Annotated in this window: 20 protein-coding genes and 1 riboswitch; of the genes, 9 read left to right on the top strand and 11 right to left on the bottom strand. The window is 64.4% G+C overall.

Going from position 1 to position 23,374, the window contains the following annotated elements:
• The first annotated feature begins 70 nt into the window (after window positions 1-70).
• The 3 genes from J6525_RS29685 to J6525_RS29675 all read left to right on the top strand — a co-directional run bounded on the left by J6525_RS29685 (window position 71) and on the right by J6525_RS29675 (window position 1,023).
• The gene (locus J6525_RS29685) at window positions 71-202 is read left to right on the top strand and encodes a peptidylprolyl isomerase (protein WP_225647285.1); all 132 of its coding nucleotides are present in this window, start codon (window positions 71-73) and stop codon (window positions 200-202) included.
• A gap of 189 nt (window positions 203-391) precedes the next feature.
• The gene (locus J6525_RS29680) at window positions 392-694 is read left to right on the top strand and encodes a hypothetical protein (RefSeq protein ID WP_225647283.1); all 303 of its coding nucleotides are present in this window, start codon (window positions 392-394) and stop codon (window positions 692-694) included.
• A 98-nt stretch (window positions 695-792) separates the two neighbouring features.
• A complete protein-coding gene (locus tag J6525_RS29675) occupies window positions 793-1,023 on the top strand; it encodes a hypothetical protein (protein ID WP_016848527.1) in 231 nt (76 codons plus the stop codon).
• Window positions 1,024-1,141: 118 nt separating this feature from the next.
• Here J6525_RS29675 and J6525_RS29670 read toward each other — a convergent pair whose 3' ends face one another.
• From J6525_RS29670 to J6525_RS29660, 3 genes are all read right to left on the bottom strand, one after another.
• Window positions 1,142-1,345, bottom strand: a complete 204-nt coding sequence (locus J6525_RS29670) for a hypothetical protein (RefSeq protein WP_225647281.1) — start codon at window positions 1,343-1,345, stop codon at window positions 1,142-1,144.
• Window positions 1,346-2,375: 1,030 nt separating this feature from the next.
• Window positions 2,376-2,615 (bottom strand): hypothetical protein, encoded by a 240-nt coding sequence (locus J6525_RS29665; RefSeq protein WP_028337110.1) that lies wholly within the window; start codon window positions 2,613-2,615, stop codon window positions 2,376-2,378.
• 701 nt (window positions 2,616-3,316) lie between these two features.
• Complete coding sequence (locus J6525_RS29660) at window positions 3,317-3,553, bottom strand: hypothetical protein (RefSeq protein WP_063790118.1); 237 nt, start codon at window positions 3,551-3,553, stop codon at window positions 3,317-3,319.
• Between the two features lie 431 nt (window positions 3,554-3,984).
• Here J6525_RS29660 and recA point away from each other — a divergent pair, with 431 nt between their 5' ends.
• From recA to J6525_RS29645, 3 genes are all read left to right on the top strand, one after another.
• Window positions 3,985-5,073 (top strand): recombinase RecA, encoded by a 1,089-nt coding sequence (gene recA / locus J6525_RS29655; protein WP_092090369.1) that lies wholly within the window; start codon window positions 3,985-3,987, stop codon window positions 5,071-5,073.
• A 183-nt stretch (window positions 5,074-5,256) separates the two neighbouring features.
• The gene (locus J6525_RS29650) at window positions 5,257-6,240 is read left to right on the top strand and encodes a hypothetical protein (RefSeq protein ID WP_225647279.1); all 984 of its coding nucleotides are present in this window, start codon (window positions 5,257-5,259) and stop codon (window positions 6,238-6,240) included.
• 20 nt (window positions 6,241-6,260) lie between these two features.
• A complete protein-coding gene (locus J6525_RS29645) occupies window positions 6,261-7,247 on the top strand; it encodes a hypothetical protein (RefSeq protein WP_225647277.1) in 987 nt (328 codons plus the stop codon).
• Window positions 7,248-7,286: 39 nt separating this feature from the next.
• On the opposite strand, the gene J6525_RS29640 is transcribed toward J6525_RS29645, so the two are convergent.
• The 4 genes from J6525_RS29640 to gcvT form a co-directional block, all read right to left on the bottom strand.
• On the bottom strand, window positions 7,287-7,718 hold the full coding sequence (locus tag J6525_RS29640) for an acyl-CoA thioesterase (RefSeq protein WP_225647275.1): 432 nt from the start codon (window positions 7,716-7,718) through the stop codon (window positions 7,287-7,289).
• A gap of 177 nt (window positions 7,719-7,895) precedes the next feature.
• Window positions 7,896-10,769 (bottom strand): aminomethyl-transferring glycine dehydrogenase, encoded by a 2,874-nt coding sequence (gene gcvP, locus J6525_RS29635; RefSeq protein WP_225647274.1) that lies wholly within the window; start codon window positions 10,767-10,769, stop codon window positions 7,896-7,898.
• A 156-nt stretch (window positions 10,770-10,925) separates the two neighbouring features.
• Window positions 10,926-11,291, bottom strand: coding sequence for a glycine cleavage system protein GcvH (gene gcvH, locus J6525_RS29630; RefSeq protein ID WP_057018368.1), 366 nt, complete (start codon window positions 11,289-11,291; stop codon window positions 10,926-10,928).
• A 20-nt stretch (window positions 11,292-11,311) separates the two neighbouring features.
• Window positions 11,312-12,457, bottom strand: a complete 1,146-nt coding sequence (gene gcvT, locus J6525_RS29625; protein WP_225647273.1) for a glycine cleavage system aminomethyltransferase GcvT — start codon at window positions 12,455-12,457, stop codon at window positions 11,312-11,314.
• A gap of 141 nt (window positions 12,458-12,598) precedes the next feature.
• Window positions 12,599-12,686, bottom strand: a riboswitch (glycine riboswitch).
• A 201-nt stretch (window positions 12,687-12,887) separates the two neighbouring features.
• Between gcvT and alaS the strand changes: the two genes are divergently transcribed.
• Complete coding sequence (gene alaS / locus J6525_RS29620) at window positions 12,888-15,560, top strand: alanine--tRNA ligase (RefSeq protein ID WP_225647272.1); 2,673 nt, start codon at window positions 12,888-12,890, stop codon at window positions 15,558-15,560.
• A gap of 11 nt (window positions 15,561-15,571) precedes the next feature.
• A complete protein-coding gene (locus tag J6525_RS29615; protein WP_225647296.1) occupies window positions 15,572-16,822 on the top strand; it encodes a cyclic nucleotide-gated ion channel in 1,251 nt (416 codons plus the stop codon).
• A gap of 93 nt (window positions 16,823-16,915) precedes the next feature.
• Here J6525_RS29615 and J6525_RS29610 read toward each other — a convergent pair whose 3' ends face one another.
• From J6525_RS29610 to J6525_RS29600, 3 genes are all read right to left on the bottom strand, one after another.
• Complete coding sequence (locus J6525_RS29610) at window positions 16,916-17,416, bottom strand: DUF3455 domain-containing protein (protein WP_225647271.1); 501 nt, start codon at window positions 17,414-17,416, stop codon at window positions 16,916-16,918.
• 36 nt (window positions 17,417-17,452) lie between these two features.
• On the bottom strand, window positions 17,453-18,667 hold the full coding sequence (locus tag J6525_RS29605; RefSeq protein ID WP_225647270.1) for an NADP-dependent isocitrate dehydrogenase: 1,215 nt from the start codon (window positions 18,665-18,667) through the stop codon (window positions 17,453-17,455).
• A gap of 227 nt (window positions 18,668-18,894) precedes the next feature.
• Complete coding sequence (locus J6525_RS29600; RefSeq protein WP_225647269.1) at window positions 18,895-20,622, bottom strand: alpha/beta hydrolase family protein; 1,728 nt, start codon at window positions 20,620-20,622, stop codon at window positions 18,895-18,897.
• A 315-nt stretch (window positions 20,623-20,937) separates the two neighbouring features.
• Here J6525_RS29600 and J6525_RS29595 point away from each other — a divergent pair, with 315 nt between their 5' ends.
• The gene (locus J6525_RS29595; RefSeq protein ID WP_225647268.1) at window positions 20,938-22,137 is read left to right on the top strand and encodes a TrmJ/YjtD family RNA methyltransferase; all 1,200 of its coding nucleotides are present in this window, start codon (window positions 20,938-20,940) and stop codon (window positions 22,135-22,137) included.
• A 246-nt stretch (window positions 22,138-22,383) separates the two neighbouring features.
• Here J6525_RS29595 and J6525_RS29590 read toward each other — a convergent pair whose 3' ends face one another.
• Window positions 22,384-23,331, bottom strand: a complete 948-nt coding sequence (locus J6525_RS29590; protein ID WP_225647267.1) for a class I SAM-dependent methyltransferase — start codon at window positions 23,329-23,331, stop codon at window positions 22,384-22,386.
• Window positions 23,332-23,374: the final 43 nt, after the last annotated feature.

The following is a 23,374-nucleotide window of genomic DNA, read 5'->3' as shown; positions in this document are numbered from 1 at the left end:
GGGCGTGTCCGGCTTGAAAATGCCCCAGTTTCGGCGCCCAATCGCCCCCTCGCGAGTGGTGGGGGCGTACATGTTCCGCAGGTTGGTGTTGCTGGGCGGCGTGGTTGTGATCGGGCTTGCGCTCAGCGGTTGCACGCGCTGCGGTCCGATCTGGGACGACTGGATGCAGTCGCCGAAATCCTGCAAGTCAGACCATCTCTAGAGCATGATCCGGAAAAGTGGAAACCGGTTTTCCGAAAAGATCATGCTCAAAAAAAGAGATGAGATCATGATGCGATTCCGTGGAAACGCATCATGATCCAGGGCCGGGGCGGGCGCGCTTGGCCACACACGCTTGGCGACGGCTTTGTTGCGGTGATATACCGCCGACGAAAATGCAGGGAGTGTTCTCATGAGAGTTTTGTGCGCAGTCGCGGTTGCGGTGCTGCTGTCGGCGCCGGCCTATGCGCAGATGCCGAATGTCAACCTGATGCCTGAGGTCAAGACCAAGACCCAGGACGAGAAGGATCAGGACGCGGTCAGGGACAAGGCCTACAAGGATTCGCTCAGCAAGATTCCCGACGCCAAGGGATCGTCCGATCCCTGGGGCGTCGTGCGCAGCGATCCGCCGAAGGCGGCCGCCCATCCCGCCAAGCCGAAGACCAAGACCGGAAGCTCCGCGCAGCCCGGCAACGCCGCGCCGCGCAGCCAGTAACGCCCGTTCGGGGCGACCTCGTCCGCCTCCCTCCGACTCGGATTCTCCCGCCGCCACCCCTATATTGGGGGTGTCGTCAGTTGGTCCGGAGTTGCGGCATGGTGTCTCGTCCGCGCGATCTCGCCAGCCGGATGGCCGAGCGGCGAAAGCCGGATGACGGCTATCTGCGCGAGACCTTCAGCCTGCCACGCGATCAGGCCCGCGTGAGGGCACGTGACTTTCTCAAGCGCTACCCGAAGGCGGCCTATATGAGCGCCGTCGAGAGCTGGCGTGAGCTCCCCGGCGGCGACATCGAGTTCACGATGCGGCGGCTGGCAAGCGCGGACTGAAGGGTTTCCGAGCGAAGTGGACGCCGGTTCGTGTGTTCTAATTTTAATTAGAACCGAAGCTCGGCAAGCGCGCGGGCCAGCGCGTCAGGGCACCGGAGCGTGCACGATAGACTGTGCCTCAGTCCCCATTGCTGTCGCGGGTCCGTTCCCGCCCCAGATTGTTCAGCTCCCGATCGATCCGCAGTTGCACGCGGCGGATTGCCAGAAGATCGAGCTTTGCTTCGGTCTTGCCCGTGAAGACGCGATCGCCGATCTGGAAGCGCCATTTCCAGACGCCGGCCATCAGCTGGGTGACGCTGAACTCGATGCCCCTGTGGATCATCTGTAACGGTTCCGCGAAGGAAGGCGGTCGTCGATGTTTAAACCACTAGTTGTAGTAATGATCAGCACCCTAAAAAGATCGTGTGAAAGGCCGCGCCCGTTCGAGCCGTCCTTGTGGATTCCGGAAAGGATTCGTCCGCCGGCAGCGTCGCCACGGAACGGTCGCCAGCTGTGTTGCCTGCCCGGCGACGCGCAATTCGCGTTGGTTGAGCAGGCCAATGTTACGAACACTGGCGGAACCCGAGTCTTCCGCCGAACGCTACGGAGTTTTTCCAGGGCTCAGGAGGGGTACGAAGGTAGTATGCAGATTGTGCCAACCGCTATCGGACGCCGTCGCGCCTGTCAGGTTAACTGGTTGATTATCAGGGGAACTTCGGGCGCAAGGCGCGTCGCATGGCCGGAACTTTGTTCTTGGCCGGAGAACTACGGAATTTTAAACGGCCCCGACAGGGGGCCGCCAACCCGTCCCGGAGGCGGGTTTTCCTCCAGCAGTCGGGGGGCTACCTGTCTGGCTGGGGGCCCCCAAATAAGGGCACTGCCGGGTCAATTGTTCCAGTAAACATTCCGCGAGAACAGATCGCGACCCGCAGGAAATTATGGGGCCAGAACATCTGAGGGTCTTCTCAGTAGTCCTACCGAGAACATCGGCTAACCCTTGGTTACGACGGGGTTAAAGCCAAGCCGGCCACTCGAAAAATCAAAGCAGGCCATGTGGATGGAAACAGGCCGGCACCGGTCTGTTGGTGCTGTCCTAGTTAGGACACTCGCTTGGGGAAATCAGGACACTCATTCACTTATGCAAATGCCCCTTTCCGCGCCATGGAGTGGTTCTAGCTTGAGGTGGGGGTGTCCAGAATCTTTCCCTACCCCACGGGCGCTCCTCGGCCTCAGCCTCCCTGTCGGGGTGCTGGGGCCGTTTGTTTATGTAGGATCCAGTTCGGCTGGGGCCGCAACACTCGGAGCGGTCCCTGCCCAGTAGCGGCCCGGTGAGGCGGCCTCAGCGTTCGTTCCAACGCGCTGGGGCCGTTTCTTCAGGACACCTGATGCCGGCGCACTTCTCCGGCCGCCATGTTGAGAATTGGGATGTGATCGGCGGCCAGCTGTCGCTGAATGAGGCTAACAGCCCATCCCTCCGGGATTGCATCCAGCACTCGGTCAACGGCTTCTTCGCGCGAGGTCGCGGCGAGCCAGATTTGGACCTCGCCGTCATCGGTCGTCACTCGGACTAGATGAACTTCGGTCGCCTGTTGCATGAGCAATAAAAGCGGCATCGAGGGAATCGTTTCAAAAATCTTCGCTTAAGTTAAGCCTGGAACCGCAATTAGGGCGCTATCGCTGACATGCCTACTTTAATGCGGACACGAAGACCGTGGCGCAAGCTCTCTGTATGTTCAGGCTCAGTCACCACGACGGCGTCGAGTACGGCTTCATGGCGTTGGCGGCGATATCGTTCGTAGCGCTCATCGTAGGCATAGGCGCCCTGTTTATGTGATGAGCCTGTCATCTCATGGATGATCCAACCGCCTTGGCCTCAGCGTGTACCCCCTCGCTGGGGCCGTTCTTTGGGCCAAGAAAAATCCCGGCTCGCGCCGGGCTTCATAGTTCAAGCTGACCTGCGAGATAGCGCCGCTTCTCGACTGCCGCGATGTCGAGAGCCCTTCAGCACCTCATTCACGCGACCGGATTCGCGTCATATGTCGCAGCGATTCGACGGGAAGGGCCCGTAATGAAAGAGGCCGCCAAGTGAGGCGGCCGCTTTCTCACATGAGTATTGCAATCGCAGCGATAGCAATGGGGCACAGCCCCAGCACCACAATGCCCGCTCTAAAAAGTAGGTCACTGGTCATGACACAACCTCTGCGTGAGGTTGGAATCTAACTCGGGATGACCACCAAAACAAAGTGCAGTTTGTGCCACGCTAGGAAATTAATCGTGCGCTAGATGAGAATAGGCCGTCAACTGAGGTGGCCCTTTACTCTCCCAGCTCTCTGCGGATTCGGTCGCGGTGCTGAACGTGCAAAACCTGGCATGAGTAGAAGTTATCCAGAAGCTTCTTCGCTTCCGCTAGATCGTGCCCGTGATTGGCAAGGTGCTCGATCAGTCCCTCTTGCTCGGCGATGTGTCGTTCGCCTTGAGCAATGTGCCGCTCGGCTTGCTCCAGATGGCGAAGCTGCATCTCGCGGTGCGCTATTGTGGAATGGTTCGGCATGGCCGCGCTCCCTTCCTATGCAGGCGGGAGCGCTGTTGGTCTCTCAGCCACCGACGCCTACGGGCAAAGCCTTGGCCGGTGATGATGATATCGTATCACGTTCCGTTGCCCCCGGTTCGTTCTCTCAAGATTAAATTCCCTGATCTCGGTCAAAGGCGGGACGGGGATAGAACATCCGATGGGTCGCCTCGGTAGTCCTACTGAGAACACCGGCCAAGCTACGGTTTCCGTTCGCTTAATCCGAACAAGGACACCCCAAAAATCAAACTAGGATACGGGGACTTAAATACGGACAGTACCGATCTGTTCGAAAGAACATATTGCGAACGTAGAACAAACGTGGTACGAGGTTCCAATCAGCAACGTATTCCACCCGATCTCGTCGCCCGTTTTCCCGCTAGCGAATCCCCGCCATAAGGAGCACATCCCAAATGTCCGCCACCGCACTGCGTATCGTCGAAGGATCCTCCATGGACAAGTCCAAGGCCCTCTCAGCCGCGCTCTCCCAGATCGAGCGCCAGTTCGGCAAGGGCTCGGTGATGAAGCTCGGCAAGAACGACCGTTCGATGGATGTCGAGACGGTGTCGTCGGGGTCGCTCGGGCTCGATATTGCGCTCGGCGTCGGCGGTCTGCCGAAGGGACGCGTCGTCGAAATCTACGGGCCGGAATCCTCGGGCAAGACCACGCTGGCGCTGCACACCGTGGCGGAAGGCCAGAAGAAGGGCGGCATCTGCGCCTTCATCGACGCTGAACACGCGCTCGACCCGGTCTATGCGCGCAAGCTCGGCGTCAACATCGACGAGCTCTTGATCTCGCAGCCGGACACCGGCGAGCAGGCGCTGGAGATCTGCGACACGCTGGTGCGCTCCGGCGCGGTCGACGTGCTGGTGGTCGATTCGGTTGCGGCGCTGGTGCCGAAGGCCGAACTCGAGGGCGAGATGGGCGATGCGCTGCCGGGCCTGCAGGCCCGCCTGATGAGCCAGGCGCTGCGCAAGCTGACCGCCTCGATCAACAAGTCCCACACCATGGTGATCTTCATCAACCAGATCCGCATGAAGATCGGCGTGATGTACGGCTCGCCGGAGACCACCACCGGCGGCAACGCGCTGAAGTTTTATGCCTCGGTTCGTCTCGACATCCGCCGCATCGGCGCTATCAAGGAGCGCGACGAAGTCGTCGGCAACACCACCCGCGTCAAGGTGGTGAAGAACAAGCTGGCGCCGCCCTTCAAGCAGGTCGAGTTCGACATCATGTATGGCGAGGGCGTCTCCAAGATGGGCGAGATCCTCGACCTCGGCGTCAAGGCCGGCATCGTCGAGAAGTCCGGCGCCTGGTTCTCCTATGACAGCCAGCGGCTCGGCCAGGGTCGCGAGAATTCCAAGGCGTTCCTGAAGTCGAATCCCGACATCACCGCCAAGATCGAAGCCGCGATCCGGCAGAACTCCGGCCTGATCTCCGAGCAGATCCTCGCCGGCACGCCCGAACGCGACGCCGAGGGCGAGGAGCCGACGGAGGAGTAAGTCTCCGGCATGATCCGGAAAAGTGCGCAGCGGTTTTCCCTCGCGACAAACGCGGAACGCGTTTGCGCGGAGATCATGCTCAAACGATCACATGACTTCGCTGCAAGCGGGCGCTGAGGACGTTGAGTTGCCGACGTCTTCGGCGCCCGTTTGGTTTTGTGTGTCGTCGAGAGAGTTGGGTCGATGAAACGCCTGATCCTGACCAGTCCGTCCGGCCTCAGCCTGACACGTTCGGGGTTTGCCGAAGTCGCGATTACATCTGCCTTTCGCTTTGTCGGTGGACCGCTGCCGTCGCCAGGAGAACTCGAGGCGTATTTCGGGTCGCGGTCGGACAAGAATCCAGTCGGACACTGGTCGCACTGGTGCGCGTGGGGCCAGCGGCCTCAGGATGCCCGGGCACGTAGGCACCTCGCACTGAACGAATTTTGCGAGCCTTACGAGGTGATCGAGCTTTGGTTCGATCCGGATCCACATAATCAACTGCAGCTCATCTGGTTGCTCGATCATTTCCGGGCTTATCCGGCGATGGCGGCCAAGTTGAAGTTGCGGCTGGTCGCATTCGATCTGCTGACGATGCACGAGACGTGGCGTAGCTGGGACCAGGTACCGCTTGCCAACATCCGATCCGCGGACCTTGAGATCGCAAGCGGATGTTGGCAGGCGTACCGCGCGACAACGCCGGAGGCCTGTTTCGATGCGGTTCATCGCGACCTGAGCGCGTTTCCCTTGCTGAGGCCGGCGCTGCTTGATCTGCTTCGTGAGCTGCCATGGAGCCGATCCGGACTGGGCGCGACCGAGATGCGGTTGCTTGAACTGGTCGCCGCCGGGTTCATGGCGACGAACGCGCTGTTCTACCTCCGCGGCTTTCGCCAGCGTGGCGTCTTTAACGACATGGAAATCGGTAGGCTGCTCGAAGGCCTTGCGCATGGACCGCGACCGGCGATTGCCGGGCTCGACGATGGCTTGCGCTCCATCGACCCGGATAATGCGCGACGTCGCCTGGAGGCCTTCCAGCGAAGCCGCTTGTCGGTGACGGAGTTTGGCAAGGCGGTGCTTGCCCACAAGGCGGACTTCACCGACCACAATCCGGTCAATCGCTGGTGGGGCGGCACGCACCTCACCAGCGACAATCTCCGGCGCTGGAATCCGGCGCTGAGCAAGACGTAGACTGCGGAGGTTCGAGCGCTATGACACGTCTGATCCTGGCGACGAGCGATCTTGCGGGCACGATGCTCAGGCGGGCGGCCCGCGCGGACGTCGTCGTTGGACTCACGCCGCGCTTTGTTGGCGGAGCCTTGCCGTCTCAGGCCGCGCTTGTGAGTTCTCTGGAAGAGCGCTCCGCTAGACATCGCAGCCGCGGCGCGCATTGGCTCGACCTCGTCCAATCGAAATACGTGGCCCCAGTGGGCGACAATTCTCTCAGCCTGCTCGAATTCTGTGAGCGCTGCGACAGCATCGAGCTCTGGGCCGATCCGCGGCCGAACGATCAACTGGTCCTGCTCTGGCTGCTCGACGTCCTGCGGCCGCATCGGCATATCCTGTCGAAGCTCGTGGTGGTCCAGACGGACGTCGAGGCTGTCGCGCACGGAAGTGCAAGCCTGGCACAATGGAGATTGCCGAAACTCACGGTGACCGATGAGCGTCTGACGCTCGCCGGCCGCGCCTGGAATGCCTATCGCGCGTCCACACCGCAGCCTTGCTTCGACCTTCTCATGCAGGATCTGTCCGCCATGCCGCAGCTCCGGGCGGCTCTCATCGCTCTGCTCGAAGAGCTTCCCGGGCGAGAAACCGGCCTTGGCGCGACCGAGCTGCGGATGCTGGAGCTCGTCGCCGAAGGCGAGACCAAGCCGGGGGTGCTTTCGAGTGTGCTGAACAGGGAACGCGGCGTGTTCGATTTTGAGCAAGCAGACCTGATGCTGGATGGGCTCGCCTGTTGTCGATCGCCGGTCCTCGCTGGATTCCCGGCAGAGCTCCAAGGAGCGGATGATTGGAAGGCCCGGCAAGAACGAATGCACAGTCGGTTATCGGTGACCGATTTCGGCCAGGAAGTGCTGGATGGCGAGCTCGATTTCAGCCAGTACAATCCGATCCACCGCTGGTGGGGCGGAACGGAGCTGACCAATGAGCGGCTATGGCGCTGGGACGCCAAGAGCCGCACTCTCGTCGCTGCGTAAGGCTTGTTCGAGCGACGCCAGCACGCGACGTTCTGATCTCTACCCCAGCGCCTTTTCCCGGCTCGCGATCAGCGCCCGCAAGTCTTCGGTCACGGAGACCGATTGGTGGGTCTTCTGGTCGGTCGCGACCCAGATGATCTCGCCGGTGGCGCGCAGGTCGTCGGAGCCTTTGGCGAAGATCGCGAGCGCAAGATTGATCGAGGAGCGGCCGATCCGCGCGACGCGGACGCAGACCTCGATGTCCTCGTCGAACCGGATCGGCGCCTTGTATTCGACCACCGACTTCACGGTGTGGAAGTCGATGCCGGTCCGCGCCACCTCGCCGAGATAGTCGTAGCCGAGCGCGCGGAAATATTCGGTGATGGCCGTATCGAAGTAGGTCAGGTAGTGGGCGTTGAACACCACGGCCTGCGCGTCGACCTCCGAATAGCGGACGCGAAACGGGAAATGGAACCAGAATTCCTCGCGCATGTTTCCTCCTGCCGCGGGGCGGACCATTCCGTCATTCCGGGGCGCGACGCAGTCGCGAATCCGGAATCCGGAAGTCGTGGATCGAGATTCCGGGTTCTCGCTTCGCGAGCCCCGGAATGACACCGAGTGAATCACGCGTCAGAGACGCAGCACGACGTAGCTGCAACAATGGTGCTCTTACTCCGCCGCCTGCGCATAATCCTCGACCGGCGGGCATGAGCACACCAGGTTGCGGTCGCCATAGACGTTGTCGACGCGGCCGACCGGGCTCCAGTATTTGTCGGACCGCGACACGCCGGCCGGGAAGCAGCCCTCGGCGCGGGTGTAGGCCCGGTTCCAGGCATCGTCGGCGATGTCGTGCACGGTATGCGGCGCGTGGCGCAGCGGCGAAGCCTCGACCTTCCAGCGGCCCTTTTCGATCTCCGCGATCTCGTCCCGGATCGCGATCATGGCGTCACAGAAGCGGTCGATCTCGAACTTCGATTCCGATTCCGTCGGTTCGATCATCAGCGTGCCCGCCACCGGGAAGCTCATGGTCGGCGCGTGGAAGCCGTAATCGATCAGCCGCTTGGCGATGTCGTCGACGGTGACGCCGCTGGTCGTCTTCAGCGGCCGCGGATCGACGATGCACTCATGCGCAACGCGGCCGCGCTCGTTGCGGTACAGCACCGGGAAGTGCGGCTGCAGCCGTGCGGCGATGTAGTTGGCATTGAGGATCGCGATCTCGGTCGCCCGCGTCAGGCCTTCGCCCCCCATCATCAGGATGTAGATGTAGGAGATGGTCAGGATCGACGCCGAGCCGAACGGCGCGGCCGACACCGGGCCGATCGCATGCGCCGTCGCTCCGTCGGTTGCGGGATGGCCCGGCAGATAAGGCGCAAGATGCGCCTTCACGCCGATCGGGCCCATGCCGGGGCCGCCGCCGCCATGCGGAATGCAGAAGGTCTTGTGCAGGTTGAGATGGCTGACATCGGCGCCGTAGTCGCCGGGCCGCGACAGCCCGACCTGCGCGTTCATGTTGGCGCCGTCGAGATAGACCTGGCCGCCATGGGCATGCACGATGTCGCAGATCTCGCGGATGTGCTCCTCGAACACGCCATGGGTCGACGGATAGGTGATCATGACCGCGGCAAGGTTGGCGGAGTGCTTCTCCGCCTTGGAGCGGAGATCATTGACGTCGACGTCGCCGCGCGCATCGCACGCCACCACCACGACCTCCATGCCGACCATCGCGGCCGAAGCCGGATTGGTGCCGTGCGCGGAGGAGGGGATCAGGCACACCTTGCGGTGCGGTTCGCCGCGCGCGAGGTGATAGCCGCGGATCGCCAGCAGTCCGGCATATTCGCCCTGCGCGCCGGAATTCGGCTGCAGCGAGACCGCGTCATAGCCGGTGATGTCGCACAGCCATTGCTCCAGCCGCTTGAATAGCGCGTGATAGCCCTTGGCCTGATCCGCCGGCGCGAACGGATGCAGGTTGCCGAACGCCGGCCAGGTCAGCGGGATCATCTCGGTGGTGGCGTTGAGCTTCATCGTGCAGGAGCCGAGCGGGATCATCGCGCGGTCGAGCGCGAGGTCACGATCGCTGAGCTTGCGCATGTAGCGCAGCAACTCGGTCTCCGAACGATGCGTGTTGAACACCGGATGGCTGAGGAAGGCGCTGGTGCGCCGCAGCTCCTTCGGCAGCGCCTCGTGCGCGCCGGCCTCGATCTCGGCATAGCTGAGCTTGCCGCCGAACACGCGCCACACCGCCTCGACGGTCTCCGGCGTCGAGGTCTCGTCGAGCGCGATGCCGAGCGTGGTCGCGCCGATGCGCAGATTGATCCGCTCCGCCTGCGCGCGGGTGACGAGCTCGATCTGCTTGCTACCTGCCTCGACCGTCACGGTATCGAAGAACGCTTCGCTGGTCGGCGCAAAGCCGAGCTTGCGCAGGCCGGCGGCAAGCACGGTGGCGCGGCGATGCACGCTGCGTGCGATATGGGTCAGGCCCTCGGGGCCGTGATAGACCGCATACATCGAGGCGATCACGGCGAGCAGCACCTGCGCGGTGCAGATGTTCGAGGTCGCCTTCTCGCGGCGGATATGCTGCTCGCGGGTTTGCAGCGCGAGGCGGTAGGCCGGCGCACCGCGCGAATCCACCGAGAGGCCGACGATGCGGCCGGGCAGCGAGCGCTTCAGCGTGTCGCGCACCGCCATATAGGCGGCGTGCGGCCCGCCATAACCCATCGGCACACCAAAGCGCTGTGCCGAGCCGATCGCGATGTCGGCGCCGAGCTCGCCCGGCGAGGCGAGCAGCGTCAGCGACAGCAGGTCCGCCGCGACGATCGCCAGCGCGCCCTTGGCGCGCAGCGACGCGATCGCAGGCTTAAGGTCGCGTACCGCGCCCGATGTGCCCGGATATTGCAGCAGCGCGCCGAGCACATCGGCGTTGTCGATCTCGGTCAGGGGATCGCCGACCACCAGCGCCCAGCCCAAGGGTGCTGCGCGCGTGCGCATCACCGCGAGCGTCTGCGGATGCACCTCCTTGTCGACGAAGAACACCTTCGCCTTGACCTGCGAGTGGCGCTCGGCGAGCGCCATCGCTTCCGCCGCGGCGGTCGCCTCGTCGAGCAGCGAGGCGTTGGCGACGTCGAGCCCGGTCAGATCGCAGATCATGGTCTGGAAGTTGAACAGCGCCTCGAGCCGGCCCTGGCTGATCTCCGGCTGGTACGGCGTATAGGCGGTGTACCAGGCTGGGTTCTCCAGAATGTTGCGCTGGATCACCGCGGGCAGGATGGTGCCGGAATAGCCCTGGCCGATCAGCGAGGTGAACACCTGGTTCTGCGCGGCGAGCTCGCTCATATGCGCGAGCGCCTCGGTCTCGCTCAGCGCCCGGCCGAGATCGAGCGGCGCCTTCTGCCGGATCGACGCCGGCAGCGTCTCGTTCATCAGCGCCTGCAGGCTTGCGGCGCCGACCGTCTCCAGCATCGCGTTGACGTCGCGCGGCGATGGTCCGATGTGGCGGCGGACGAAATCGGTGGCGGCTTCATTGATCGGCTTGAAGGGCGCGTTCATGACGTGGTCCTCGTTATCAGCCGTCATACCCCGCGAAAGCGGGGTATCCAGTACGCCGGGACATCAGTGATTAAGCCGAATGGCCGCGGCGTACTGGGTCGCCCGGTCAAGCCGGGCGATGACAGTGGGGGTGTGGTCGCAATCTGCTTCATTCTCTCAGGCGGTGTGCGCGGCGTAGGCGGCCTCGTCCATCAGGCCGCCGAGCTCGCCCTTGTCGGCAATCTTCAGCTTGAAGAACCAGGCCTTGCCGCCGGCGTCCGAATTGACCAGCGCGGGCTCGGCGGCGAGCGCGTCGTTGACCTCGACCACCTCGCCGCTGATCGGTGCGTAGACGTCGGAGGCGGCCTTGACGGATTCGACCACGGCGGCGGCTTCGGCCTTCTTCAGGCTGCGACCGACCTTGGGCAGTTCGACGAACACGACGTCGCCGAGCTGCGACTGCGCATAGTCGGTGATCCCGATCGTGGCGACGTCACCCTCGATGCGGAGCCATTCGTGGTCGGACGTGTACAGCGTCGTCATGGGGATCGATCCTTTGGCGTTTAGCGTTTGTAGGTATTGGGGACGAAGGGCGTAGCGGCGACTTTCAGCGGCAGCCGCTGGCCGCGCACTTCGGCGAAAACGATGGTGCCGACGGCGGAAAGGGCGGTAGGCAGATAGCCCATCGCGACCGGCGCATTAAGGCTCGGGCCGAAGCCGCCCGAGGTCACCTTGCCGATCTGCTCGGTCGAGCTGGCATCGGCGAACAGTGCGGCGCCTTCGCGCACCGGTGCGCGGCCGTCGGGCTTCAGGCCGACCCGCCGGCGCGCGGCGCCATCGGTGAATTGCGCGAGAATCTTGTCGGCGCCGGGGAAGCCGCCGGCGCGGGCGCCGCCGCTGCGGCGAACCTTCTGCACCGACCATTCCAGCGCGCTTTCGACCGGCGTCGTCGTGGTGTCGATGTCATGGCCATAAAGGCACAGCCCGGCTTCGAGCCGCAGGCTGTCGCGCGCGCCGAGTCCGATCGGCAGCACGTCGGGATTGTCGAGCAGCGCGGTGACCAGGGCTTCCACCTTGTCTGCGGGCACGGAAATCTCAAAGCCGTCCTCGCCGGTATAGCCGGAGCGCGAGACGAAGCAGTCGACGTCGCCGACGCGGCGCGGACCGGCGTCCATGAATTTCATCGAGCTGACGTCTGCGCAAAATTTCGCCAGCGCCGATTCGGCTTTCGGGCCCTGCAGCGCGATCAGCGCGCGGTCGGCCAGCGAGACGATCTCGCAGGCGTCGGAGAGATTCGCACGCAGATGCGCCTCGTCCTCGGCCTTGCAGGCGGCGTTGACCACGAGGAACAGGTGATCGCCGAAATTCGCCACCATCAGGTCGTCGAGCAGGCCGCCGTCATTGTTGGTGAATTGGGCGTAGCGCTGCCGTCCCGGCGCGATGCCGACGATGTCTTGCGGCACCAGTTTTTCCAGCGCGCGCGCGGCATCCGCGACCTTGCCGGATTTGGCCTTCAGCACGAGCTGGCCCATGTGCGACACATCGAACAGGCCGGCTTCCTTGCGGGTGTGCAGGTGCTCCTTCAGCACGCCGGCCGCGTATTGCACCGGCATGTCGTAGCCGGCGAACGGCACCATCTTGGCGCCGCGCGCAAGGTGCAACGCGTGCAGCGGGGTCTGTTTCAGCGGGGAGGTTTCGCGCGCAAGCATCACAGGGCCCTCGCGGTTCCCGCCGGGGACCTATTTCCCCTTGAGAAACCTGCAGAAAGCCCCATCTGTCGCTGTGCCTGAGAGTATTATCCCGTCGGCGGACGCATCGGGGCGAACCCCAGCGTCTCTTTCCAGATGTCAGACGTCACGCGGTCCTTTTGCCTGAGAGTTTCCGGGGCGGTTGCTCCTTCGGCGCCGGCGGTAAGCCGGTCTCTCCCGACGTGACTAGGTATAGGTAGGTAGAAAACACGGCGCCACCAAGACTGTCAACGCAGCTGCAGCAACTATCCAATGGGCTTTGTGCTGCCGCGGCAAGCCCATGATCCGCCTGCACAGTTTCTGGACACCGCAGCTAGCAATGTCTAAAAGCGTTCGGCCGGAAAATGACGCCTTTTTGCGGCTGGCCGGCCCCTTTTCCGATTGGATGAACATGAGCAGCGTCAACGACATCAGGTCGACATTTCTGAACTTCTTCAAGGAGAACGGGCACGAGATCGTGGCCTCGTCGCCGCTGGTTCCGCGCAACGACCCGACCTTGATGTTCACCAATGCCGGCATGGTGCAGTTCAAGAACGTCTTCACCGGCGTCGAGAAGCGCGGCTATCAGCGTGCCACGACGTCGCAGAAGTGTGTGCGCGCCGGCGGCAAGCATAACGACCTCGACAATGTCGGCTACACCGCGCGCCATCTCACCTTCTTCGAGATGCTCGGCAACTTCTCGTTCGGCGATTACTTCAAGGAGCGCGCGGTCGAGCTCGCCTGGAATCTGATCACGAAGGATTTCGGGCTGAAGAAGGACAAGCTGCTGGTCACCGTCTACCACACCGACGACGAGGCGGCCGGCTACTGGAAGAAGATCGCGGGCTTCTCGGACGACCGCATCATCCGCATCCCGACCTCGGACAATTTCTGGGCGATGGGCGATACCGGTCCGTGCGGTCCGTGCTCCGAAATCTTCATCGACCGCGGCGAGCACATCTGGGGCGGACCTCCGGGCAGCCCGGAGGAGGATGGTGATCGCTTCCTCGAATTCTGGAACCTGGTGTTCATGCAGTACGAGCAGGTGACGAAGGAGGAGCGCGTAGCGCTGCCGCGTCCCTCGATCGACACCGGCATGGGGCTCGAGCGCATGGCCTGCATCCTGCAGGGCGTCGAGAGCGTGTTCGAGACCGATCTGTTCCGCAATCTGATCGATGCCGCCGCGTCTACCCTCGGGCACGGTCCGAACGAGCAGAACGTTGGGTCGTATCGGGTGATCGCGGACCATCTGCGCTCGTCGGCGTTCCTGATCACCGACGGCGTGCTGCCGTCGAACGAGGGCCGCGGTTATGTGCTGCGCCGGATCATGCGCCGCGCGATGCGCCATGCACAGCTCTTGGGCGCGAGCGAGCCGCTGATGCATCGCCTGGTCTGGGCGCTCGTCCGCGAGATGGGTCAGGCCTATCCGGATCTGGTCCGTGCGGAGAAGCTGATCGAGGAGACGCTGCGGCTGGAGGAGACGCGCTTCCGCAAGACGCTGGCGCGCGGCCTGTCGATCCTCGACGAGAAGAGCGCCGGCCTCAAGAAGGGCGACATGTTCGACGGCGACACCGCGTTCACGCTGTACGACACCTACGGCTTCCCGCTCGATCTGACGCAGGACGCGCTGAAGTCGCGCGGCATCAACGTCGACCAGGCGTCGTTCACCGACGCGATGGAGCGGCAGCGCGTGAAGGCGCGTGCCTCCTGGGCAGGTTCGGGCGAGGCGGCGAGCGAGGCGATCTGGTTCCCGCTGCGCGAGAAGCTCGGCGCGACCGAATTCCTCGGCTACGAAACCGAGAGCGCGGAAGGCGCGGTGACGGCGCTGATCAAGGACGGCGCCGAGGTCGAGAGCCTGAAGGCCGGCGAGAGCGGCGCGATCGTGCTGAACCAGACCCCGTTCTACGGCGAGTCCGGCGGCCAGGTCGGCGACACCGGCGTGCTGACCGGCGAGGGCGTCAAGTTCCGCGTCACCGACACGCAGAAGAAGGCCGGCGATCTGTTCGTGCATCTCGGCACGGTGGAGCAGGGCACGCTCGGCGTCGGCACCACATTGCAGCTCAAGGTCGATCACACCAGGCGCTCGTCGATCCGCGCCAACCATTCGGCGACGCATCTGCTGCACGAGGCGCTGCGCCAGGTGCTCGGCGATCACATCGCGCAGCGCGGCTCGCTGGTCACGCCGGACCGGCTGCGCTTCGACTTCGTGCATCCGAAGCAGATCACGCCGGAAGAGCTCGCCCGGATCGAGGACATCGCCAACGACGTCGTGCTGGAGAATGACGAGGTCACCACCCGGGTCATGGGCGTCGACGATGCCCGCGAGGCCGGCGCCCGCGCGCTGTTCGGCGAGAAGTACGGCGACGAGGTCCGCGTCGTGTCGATGGGCAAGGGCGCCCGCGATCACGGCCAGAACGCGCTTGGCTGGTCGGTCGAGCTCTGCGGCGGCACCCATGTCCGCCGCACCGGTGACATCGGCATGATCTCGGTGACCAGCGAGGGCGCGGTGGCGTCCGGCGTGCGCCGCATCGAGGCGCTGACCGGGCATCACGCGCGCAAGCACGCCAACGACACCATCGCGCTGGCCAAGACCGCGGCGCTGGAGCTGCGCACCACGATCGACGACGTGCCGGCGCGCATCGCCGCGCTGATGGAAGAGCGCAAGAAGCTCGAGCGCGATTTGTCCGACGCCCGCAAGAAGCTCGCGATGGGCGGCGGCGGTGCGTCGAACGGCGCCGCCTCGGCCGTTCGCGAGGTCGGCAATGTCAAGCTGCTGGCGCGCGCGGTCGAGGGCGTCGAGACCAAGGATCTCAAGAGTCTCGTCGACGACGGCAAGAAGCAAATCGGCTCGGGCGTGGTCGCGATCGTCGGCGTCACCGAGGACGGCAAGGCCGGCATCGTGGTCGGCGTCACCGCCGATCTGACCGCGCGGTTCAACGCGGTCGAGCTCGTGCGCAAGGGCTCCGAGGTGCTCGGCGGCAAGGGCGGCGGCGGCCGGCCCGACATGGCGCAGGCCGGCGGGCCCGACGGCGCCAAGGCCGACGCCGCGCTGTCGGCGATCGAGCAAGCGATGGCCGGCGCCTGACGGAGAGGCTGATCGTGGCGACGGCTCCGCTCAAGCCCACGATCGGCGATCCCGGGCTGCGCGACCGTCTCTACGAGCTGCTTGAACGCGATGATCTGCCGCATTCGGGCGGCTTGCGGTTTGCCCGGGTCATCGTCGCCATCATCGCCGTCGATGTGCTGGCGGCGATCCTTGCCTCCGTGCCCGAGATCGACGCGCAGTTCGGCTGGCTGCTGACGACCATCGAGATCGCGGCGGTCATCGCCTTCGCGCTGGAATATGCCGCGCGGCTCTGGAGCGTGGTCGGCCACTCGCTGCGCGACGTGACGCCGGCGCGGGCGCGGCTGGAATACGCCTTCTCGGCGCTCGGCGTGATCGACCTGCTGGCCTTCCTGCCATCGGCCGTCGCGCTTGCGATCGGCGACAAGACCGCGCTGGTGCTGTTCGGCATGCTGCCGTTCCTCAAGCTGGTGCGCTACTCGACCGCGATGCGCTCGCTGCTGGCGGCGCTACATGCCGAGCGGCGCACGCTGTTCGGCTGCGTGGTGATCCTGACCGGCGCCGTGCTGCTGTTTGCCTCGCTGCTCTATGCCATCGAGCACAGGGTGCAGCCGGACAAGTTCGGCACCATGCCGCAGGCGATGTGGTGGGCGATCGTGACGCTCGGCACCGTCGGTTACGGCGACGTCGTCCCGATTACGCCGCTCGGCCGGACCGTCACGGTGGTCGCGATCGTGGTCGGCTTCGCGATGATCGCGCTGCCGGTCGCGATCATCTCGACCGCGTTCGCCGACGAGGTCCGGCGCCGCGACTTCGTCGTGACCTGGGGCATGCTGGCGCGGGTGCCGCTGTTCTCACATCTTGGCGCTGCCGATATTTCCGACATCATGCGCTTGCTGCGGTCGCAGACCATCGAGGCCGGCGAGGTGCTGGTGCGGCGCGGCGATGCGGCGTCATCGATGTATTTCATCACCGCGGGCGAGGTCGAGATCGACCTGCCGAGCCAGCTTGTGCGGCTTTCCGACGGCGCGTTCTTCGGCGAGATCGCGCTGCTGCGGCGGACCAGCCGCTCCGGCACGGTGACGGCGACGCGGAAGACCAAGCTCCTGGTGCTCGATGCGCAGGACTTCCATGCCCTGATCGAGCGCATGCCGGCGCTCGCCGCCCATGTCCGGGAGACCGCGGAGGCGCGGCTTTCCGATCCGCTCGCGGCCGGCGGCGACCTGGCCGCCGCGGAGATCGCCCAGGCGCCGCGCGAGACCGACGGCGGCATCCGCGACTAGAACCTCATTCCGATTGAATCGGAACGAGGCTCTCGATTCTTCGTTTGGCGCGTTTTCTTCACGCGAACCGGTATCCACTTCGCTCGAAAACGCTTAGTCCCGCCGCAGGAACACGTAATCCGCCGAGTAGGCCGCGCCTTTCAGCGCGCCTGATTTGTCGCAGGGGCCGCTGAGCTCGCCGCCCGAGGTGTTGATGCGCTGCACGGTGGCGACGCCGGAGAGCAGGCCGTTGCCGCGATGGGCAATCACCTCGAGCTTCAGCCAGGCAATGTCGGAAGGCGTTGCGCCGGGTGCGCTGCCGGCGGTGCGGGCGGTCACGGCGCTGCCGTCGACATGCTCCCAGTTCGGACCCGCATAATGCCGGCCGACCGTGCGGCCGTCGGCGATCAGGGTGGCGACCGGTTCGCGGAACGACCAGGCGAGCTTGCCGTCGCTGACCGGCTTGCACTCATAGACCTGCACGCCCTCGGCATGGACCGACAAAACCGGGGACTCGCCGGGCGCCGCGACGGCGTCGGGCAGGGGGCCGGCAGCGAATGCCGCCGACCCGGTGAGCGAGAACGATGCGAGCACGACGGCTCTGACAAGGGCCATGGTCATGCTCGCACCCGTCTTCCCAGGATGACGGCCTCAGGCCGCGATCGCCTTCACGAGGTTGTCGGACACCTTGTCGAGGAATCCGGTGGTCGAGAGCCAGCGCTGGTCGGCGCCGACCAGGAGCGCGAGGTCCTTGGTCATGTAGCCCTCTTCGACGGTCGCGACGCAGACCTTCTCCAGGGTGGTGGCGAACTTCGCCAGCGCCTCGTTGTTGTCGAGCTTGGCGCGATGGGCGAGGCCACGGGTCCAGGCGAAGATCGACGCGATCGAGTTGGTCGAGGTCTCCTTGCCCTTCTGGTGCTCGCGGTAGTGGCGGGTCACGGTGCCGTGGGCGGCTTCGGCTTCCACGGTCTTGCCGTCCGGGGTGAGCAGCACCGAGGTCATCAGGCCGAGCGAGCCGTAGCCCTGGGCCACGGTGTCGGACTGCACGTCGCCGTCATAGTTCTTGCAGGCCCAGACATAACCGCCGGACCATTTCAGCGCCGAGGCCACCATGTCGTCGATCAGGCGGTGCTCGTAGGTCAGGCCCTTGGCGTCGAATTCCTTCTTGAACTCGCGGTCGAAGACGTCCTGGAAGATGTCCTTGAAGCGGCCGTCATAGACCTTCAGAATCGTGTTCTTGGTCGACAGATAGACCGGGTAGTTGCGCATCAGGCCGTAATTGAACGAGGCGCGGGCGAAATCGGTGATGGAAGCGTCGAGATTGTACATCTCCATCGCGACGCCGGCGCCGGGCGCCTTGAACACTTCCTTCTCGATCACGGTGCCGTCCTCGCCGACGAACTTCAGCGACAGCGTGCCCTTGCCAGGGAACTTGATGTCGGTGGCGCGGTACTGGTCGCCATAGGCATGGCGGCCGATGATGATCGGCTTGGTCCAGCCGGGAACCAGGCGCGGCACATTCTTGCAGATGATCGGCTCGCGGAAGATGCAGCCGCCGAGGATATTGCGGATGGTGCCGTTCGGCGACTTCCACATCTGCTTCAGGCCGAACTCCTTCACCCGGGCCTCGTCGGGGGTGATGGTGGCGCATTTGACGCCGACGCCGACCTTCTTGATGGCTTCGGCGGCGTCGATGGTCACCTGGTCGTTGGTCTCATCGCGGTATTCCATGCCCAGATCGAAATAGAGCAGTTCGACATCCAGGAACGGGTTGATCAGCTTGTCCTTGATGTACTGCCAGATGATCCGGGTCATCTCGTCGCCATCGAGCTCGACGACGGGGTTGGATACCTTGATTTTTGCCATGACGGGGAGGCCCTCTTGGGAACGGCGCGCTTTTGACGGCGGGGGTGGAAAATACGCCTGCGCTATAGCACCGCCCGGGGGCGGGCGAAAGCGCACCGGTTATGCACTTTCAGCCCATCTTTTCACCGAGAACCGCCATTCTGGACGGACCAGAATGGCGCCTCTCGGCCCTTGTTCTTGACGGGTTTTCTTCACGCGAACCGGTGCCCGCTTCGCTTGAAAACCCTCTAAAACGCCGCCTGCGTCGCGGTCCCGGCCACGATGTACCAGGTCACGAACAGGCCCGCGATCAGGGCGCCCGGCAGGCTCGATCCGGTCCGCCGCCAGGTGAACGTCGCGATCACGGCGACGATCGCGAGCAGGGGCACGAACTGGATCGCGACGATGGTCGAGAGCGGCACGAAACCGGGGTCCGGGACCGGGTTGAACAGCTTCCCCGTCAGCCACAGCGTGCCGTATTGCAGCACCAGCAACACGATGAAACCGAACGTCAGCGCCAGGATGTTGGTCAGGTACAGCGCCCCGCGCGGCGCATCCATGGTCGAGAAATTCCGGTGCAGCACGTGCAGCGCCACGACGAAAAACGCCGTGAACGGAATCAGATAGATCAGGAAGATGAGGAATTGCTTCGCGCTCATCAACTTGAGTGCGATGATCCAGAAGCGGAAGTCGATCTTGAAGGCGAGGTCGGCAAGCCACAGCGCGGCATAGCCGACCGCGACCGAAGCCAGCGCGATCACGACGGATTGACCGACGAGGCCGGTCCGGCTGGCGCGCCTCGGGGCGAACCGCATCAGGGCGAGCGTGATCAGGCCGTTGATTATGGCCCAGACCAGGATCTGGTTGGTGATGCCCTGCGGCAGGAACGCGCTCGGGGTGACGAAGGTGCCGCCCAGTGCAAAGGCCGGGTAATAGGTCAGCGCCGGGATGAAGGCGGACAGGATGAACGCCGTGGTCCAGCGCCGGCCGCTCGCGGCCTGATGCGGCGGCATGGTGCCGTCGGCAACCGCCGGCAGCCGCAGGCGGGAGAACATCGGTGCCTCCAGCAAGCCGTCGAACGTGCCGATCACCAGGGCGATAAAGCCGATCAGCGCGACCAAGGTGCCGATCTCCTTGCGGAACCAGATCTGGTCGTCGACCGGACGCGGCGTGCCGCCCTTCAGCGTCTTGGCGAACCAGTCGAGGCTGTAGCCGATCGCCTCATGCGAGATGTGCTCGGCCGGATGGGTCATCGCCGGCGTGTACAGCACCCGCGCGGTGCCGTTGGCCGGATCGCCATAGACCTTGCCCGGCTCGACCGCGCCTTGGGTGCCGAACAGCGCCCAGAGCTTCGGGCTCGTGGTGACGTCACGCGCCAGCTGGACACCCCACATCAGGTCGGGGAATTCCTCGTACTGCGCGAACACGAGCGCGGTGTTGCGCGGCCAGCTCGCAGTGCCCTCGGCAGCGAACGGCTTGCCGGTGGACGAGCCCTCCAGCACCATCGACTTGTAGTCGTTGGGCATCGCGGCCGCAGCCGACAGCACGGTCCAGCCGCCCATCGAATGGCCCTCGAGCCCGATATTCTCCTTGTCGACGAATTGGAGGCTGCGGAGATAGGCAAGGCCGTCAGGTCCGCCAAAACCGTTGGCGAAGGAGGGCGGGTCGCTGTAGCCGTGGCCGGTCTGGTCGAGCGCGAGCACCACATAGCCGCGGCGGGCGAACTCGATGGCGAAGCCGTCCTGGGTCTCGCGCGAATTGATATAGCCGTGGACGGCGAGGATGCCGGGCGCCGGGATCTGCGGCGTGGCATTCGGCGGGATGTAGAGCAGGGCGCTCATGGTATTGCCCTTGGCGCCCTTGAAGCGGACATCCTCGATCCGGATGCCGCCGGCGGTCTGCGTGAACTGGGCGAGCAGGCCCCCCGCCACGATCAAGATCAGGCCCAAAATCGCCAGCGTCCATCTGCCCTGCATCGTCGTCCCCCCAAGGTGCCTCGCCGTTGAAACCGGCGTCTCAAGCGTGCCTTTACAGCTTCGCTTTGGTTGTGGTTGATAGCCTATCCGAAGGCCAAGTGCGTGCAAGCGGCAGCCTTCGCTTCGTGCGATTGGGATTCCGATTGAGGATTCGCAAACGCCGCTAACCCTGTTATCTCCTTGGAGAAAATGGTCCCGCGCAAAACCGGTGCAAGGCTGGTCGGTGCGGTCTTGGACCCCTGCATGAGATTTTGAATCAGCCTCCTAGGAAGCTGATTCAAAATCTTCAGACGTTGAATCAGAAAGTGAAGTGAGATGTCCGGCACCGACAAGACCAAGGCAGGGCACGACCTTGCCGGTCCCGTCGTCATCCTGGTCGAGCCGCAGCTTGGCGAGAACATCGGCATGGCCGCGCGCGCGATGGGCAATTTCGCGCTGTCGAGGATGCGCATCGTCAACCCGCGCGACGGCTGGCCGAACATTGCCGCCCAGCGTGCCGCCGCCGGCGCCGACCACATCATCGGTTCCGTCGAGCTGTTCGACACGGTCGAGCAGGCGATCGCCGATCTCACGCTGGTATTTGCGACCACCGCCCGGGCCCACGACCAAGCCAAGCCAGTGGTCGGGCCGGAAGGCGCGGCGGGTGAGATCGTCGGTCATGTCGCATCCGGCGGCGGCGCCGGCATCCTGTTCGGGCGCGAGCGCGCCGGCCTGACCAATGAGGAGGTCGCGCTCGCCAACCGCATCATCACCTTCCCGGTCAATCCGGGCTTCGCCTCGCTCAATCTGGCGCAGGCGGTGCTGTTGATGGGCTACGAGTGGTTCAAGCTGTCGACCGCGGGCACGCTGCCGTTCGCGATGCCCGAGCGGTCCGAGCCGGCCTCCCAGCACCAGATGCAGGCGTTCTTCGACAACCTCGTCGCCGAGCTCGACAAGGTCGAGTTCCTGCGGCCGGCGGAGAAGCGCGACACCATGCTGGTGAACCTGCGCAACATCTTCACGAGGATGGATCCGACCAAGCAGGACATGCACACGCTGCACGGCGTGGTGATGGCGATCGCCGAGGGCCGCAAGGGCCCGGCCAAAGGCGGCGTGCTCGACGGCGCCCAGGCGACGCGCTTGCGGGCGCTGCTCGCCGAGCAGGGGCAGGGCGGCGGGACCGCCGACAGCAGCAGCACCGTGCGCGGGCTCGCCCGGCTGCTCCGCCGCAACCCGACCGACGCCGAACGGATCCTGTGGCAGGCGCTGACGCGGGACCGCCGCTTCGCCGGCCAGTTCAAGCGCCAGACCCCGGTCGGCCGCCACATCCCCGACTTTGTCTCCTTCGTGCACCGGCTTGCTATCGAGCTGGTCAACCCGAACGAGAGCGAGGCCATCGGGGCCGACCGCACCAAGCGCAGAGCCTGGCTCGAAGCGCGCGACTATCGGGTGGTCGACATGCAGGTGGCCGATGTCGAGCGCGACCTCGACGCCGAGCTCGCGCGGCTGGAGGCGGGGCTGCGGCAGGAGCGGTAGCTTACGCAATTGCTCTGTCCGCGGAGCAAGAACGGGATTCGAGTAAGCGACTCTTTCCACACGTCGTCCTGGCGAAAGCCAGGACCCATAACCACCGCATTGGATTGTGAAAGGGATCGTGGCCGCAACGTCGCGCGACAATTGAGATTTGGGGTAATGGGTCCTGGCTTTCGCCAGGACGACACCGTGTTGGTGCGCCGCAGATGGCACGATTTCTGCCGTCGCGATCCCGAAGGCAGCATCTCGCTAGGCTAGTGCCGACACGAGCCACAGGCCCACATGCAGGTCGCGCCCATCAGCTCCGAGGCTTGCGGCGAGCGCGTTGCGTACCGCTTCCATGGCGCGATGCCGTTGATCGTCCGTGGCATTCTCGAGCAGCGCGGGTAGCGGGCCGGCCTGCGTGATGAAGGCCATGCTTTGCGCGATGTCGCCGCCATGGATCGGTACGTCGGTGGCCTTGAGCGCAATCTCGTGAAACCCGGCCTCGGTCAGGATGCCGCGAACGCGATCCTCGCGCGCGAACGAAAACATCCCGGGCGCCAATGGATCGACCGGCGGCTGTGGCGGCACGTGCGGTCGGGCCGCCTCGATCGGCACGCGAAACCACGGCGACTCCGGCATGGTCCGAAAACAGACGAACGCCAGCCGCCCGCCCGCTTTCATGCCGCTACGGATGTTGGTGAAGGCCCTGACCGGGTCATCGAAGAACATCAGGCCAAAACGCGAATACACCAGATCCGCCCAGCGCGGTTCGAAGCCGTAGATCGTTGCGTCGGCCAGCGCACAGGTCACGTTGCCAAATCCCGCCTCGGCGACACGATGCCTGGCCAGATCCAGCATCGGGACCGAGATATCGACACCCACCACAGCACCCGACGGACCAACAACCTTGGCGAACGCCAACACTGTGTCACCGGTGCCGCATCCGATATCGATGACACGCTCACCCGGCCTTGCCGCCGCAGCACCCAGGCTGACGCTGGTGACCGACGTGAAAACGTCGCTGATCACGGCTTGCTGCGAAACCCATGAGTGCCCCATGGAGCTGTTCCAGAACTCTGCTCCCCGTGGGTTTGGCGCGGACGTCTGCATTTGATCAATCTCCTGGTGCTGAAAATCCGACGGTGTGTCGCCTGAAACAAACTGCACAAAATTCCGGATCGAGCGCGAGGCTGAAATGTCCGTACCGGGCATTTAGCGAATTGCAGCCGACGTGCTTTGCATCTCGGCTCTAGGC

The organism is Bradyrhizobium australafricanum, assembly GCF_020329495.1.
GTDB classification, from domain to species: Bacteria; Pseudomonadota; Alphaproteobacteria; order Rhizobiales; family Xanthobacteraceae; genus Bradyrhizobium; species Bradyrhizobium australafricanum.
Note: the sequence above shows the minus strand (reverse complement) of the source record. Positions and strands in the feature narration are given on the sequence as shown.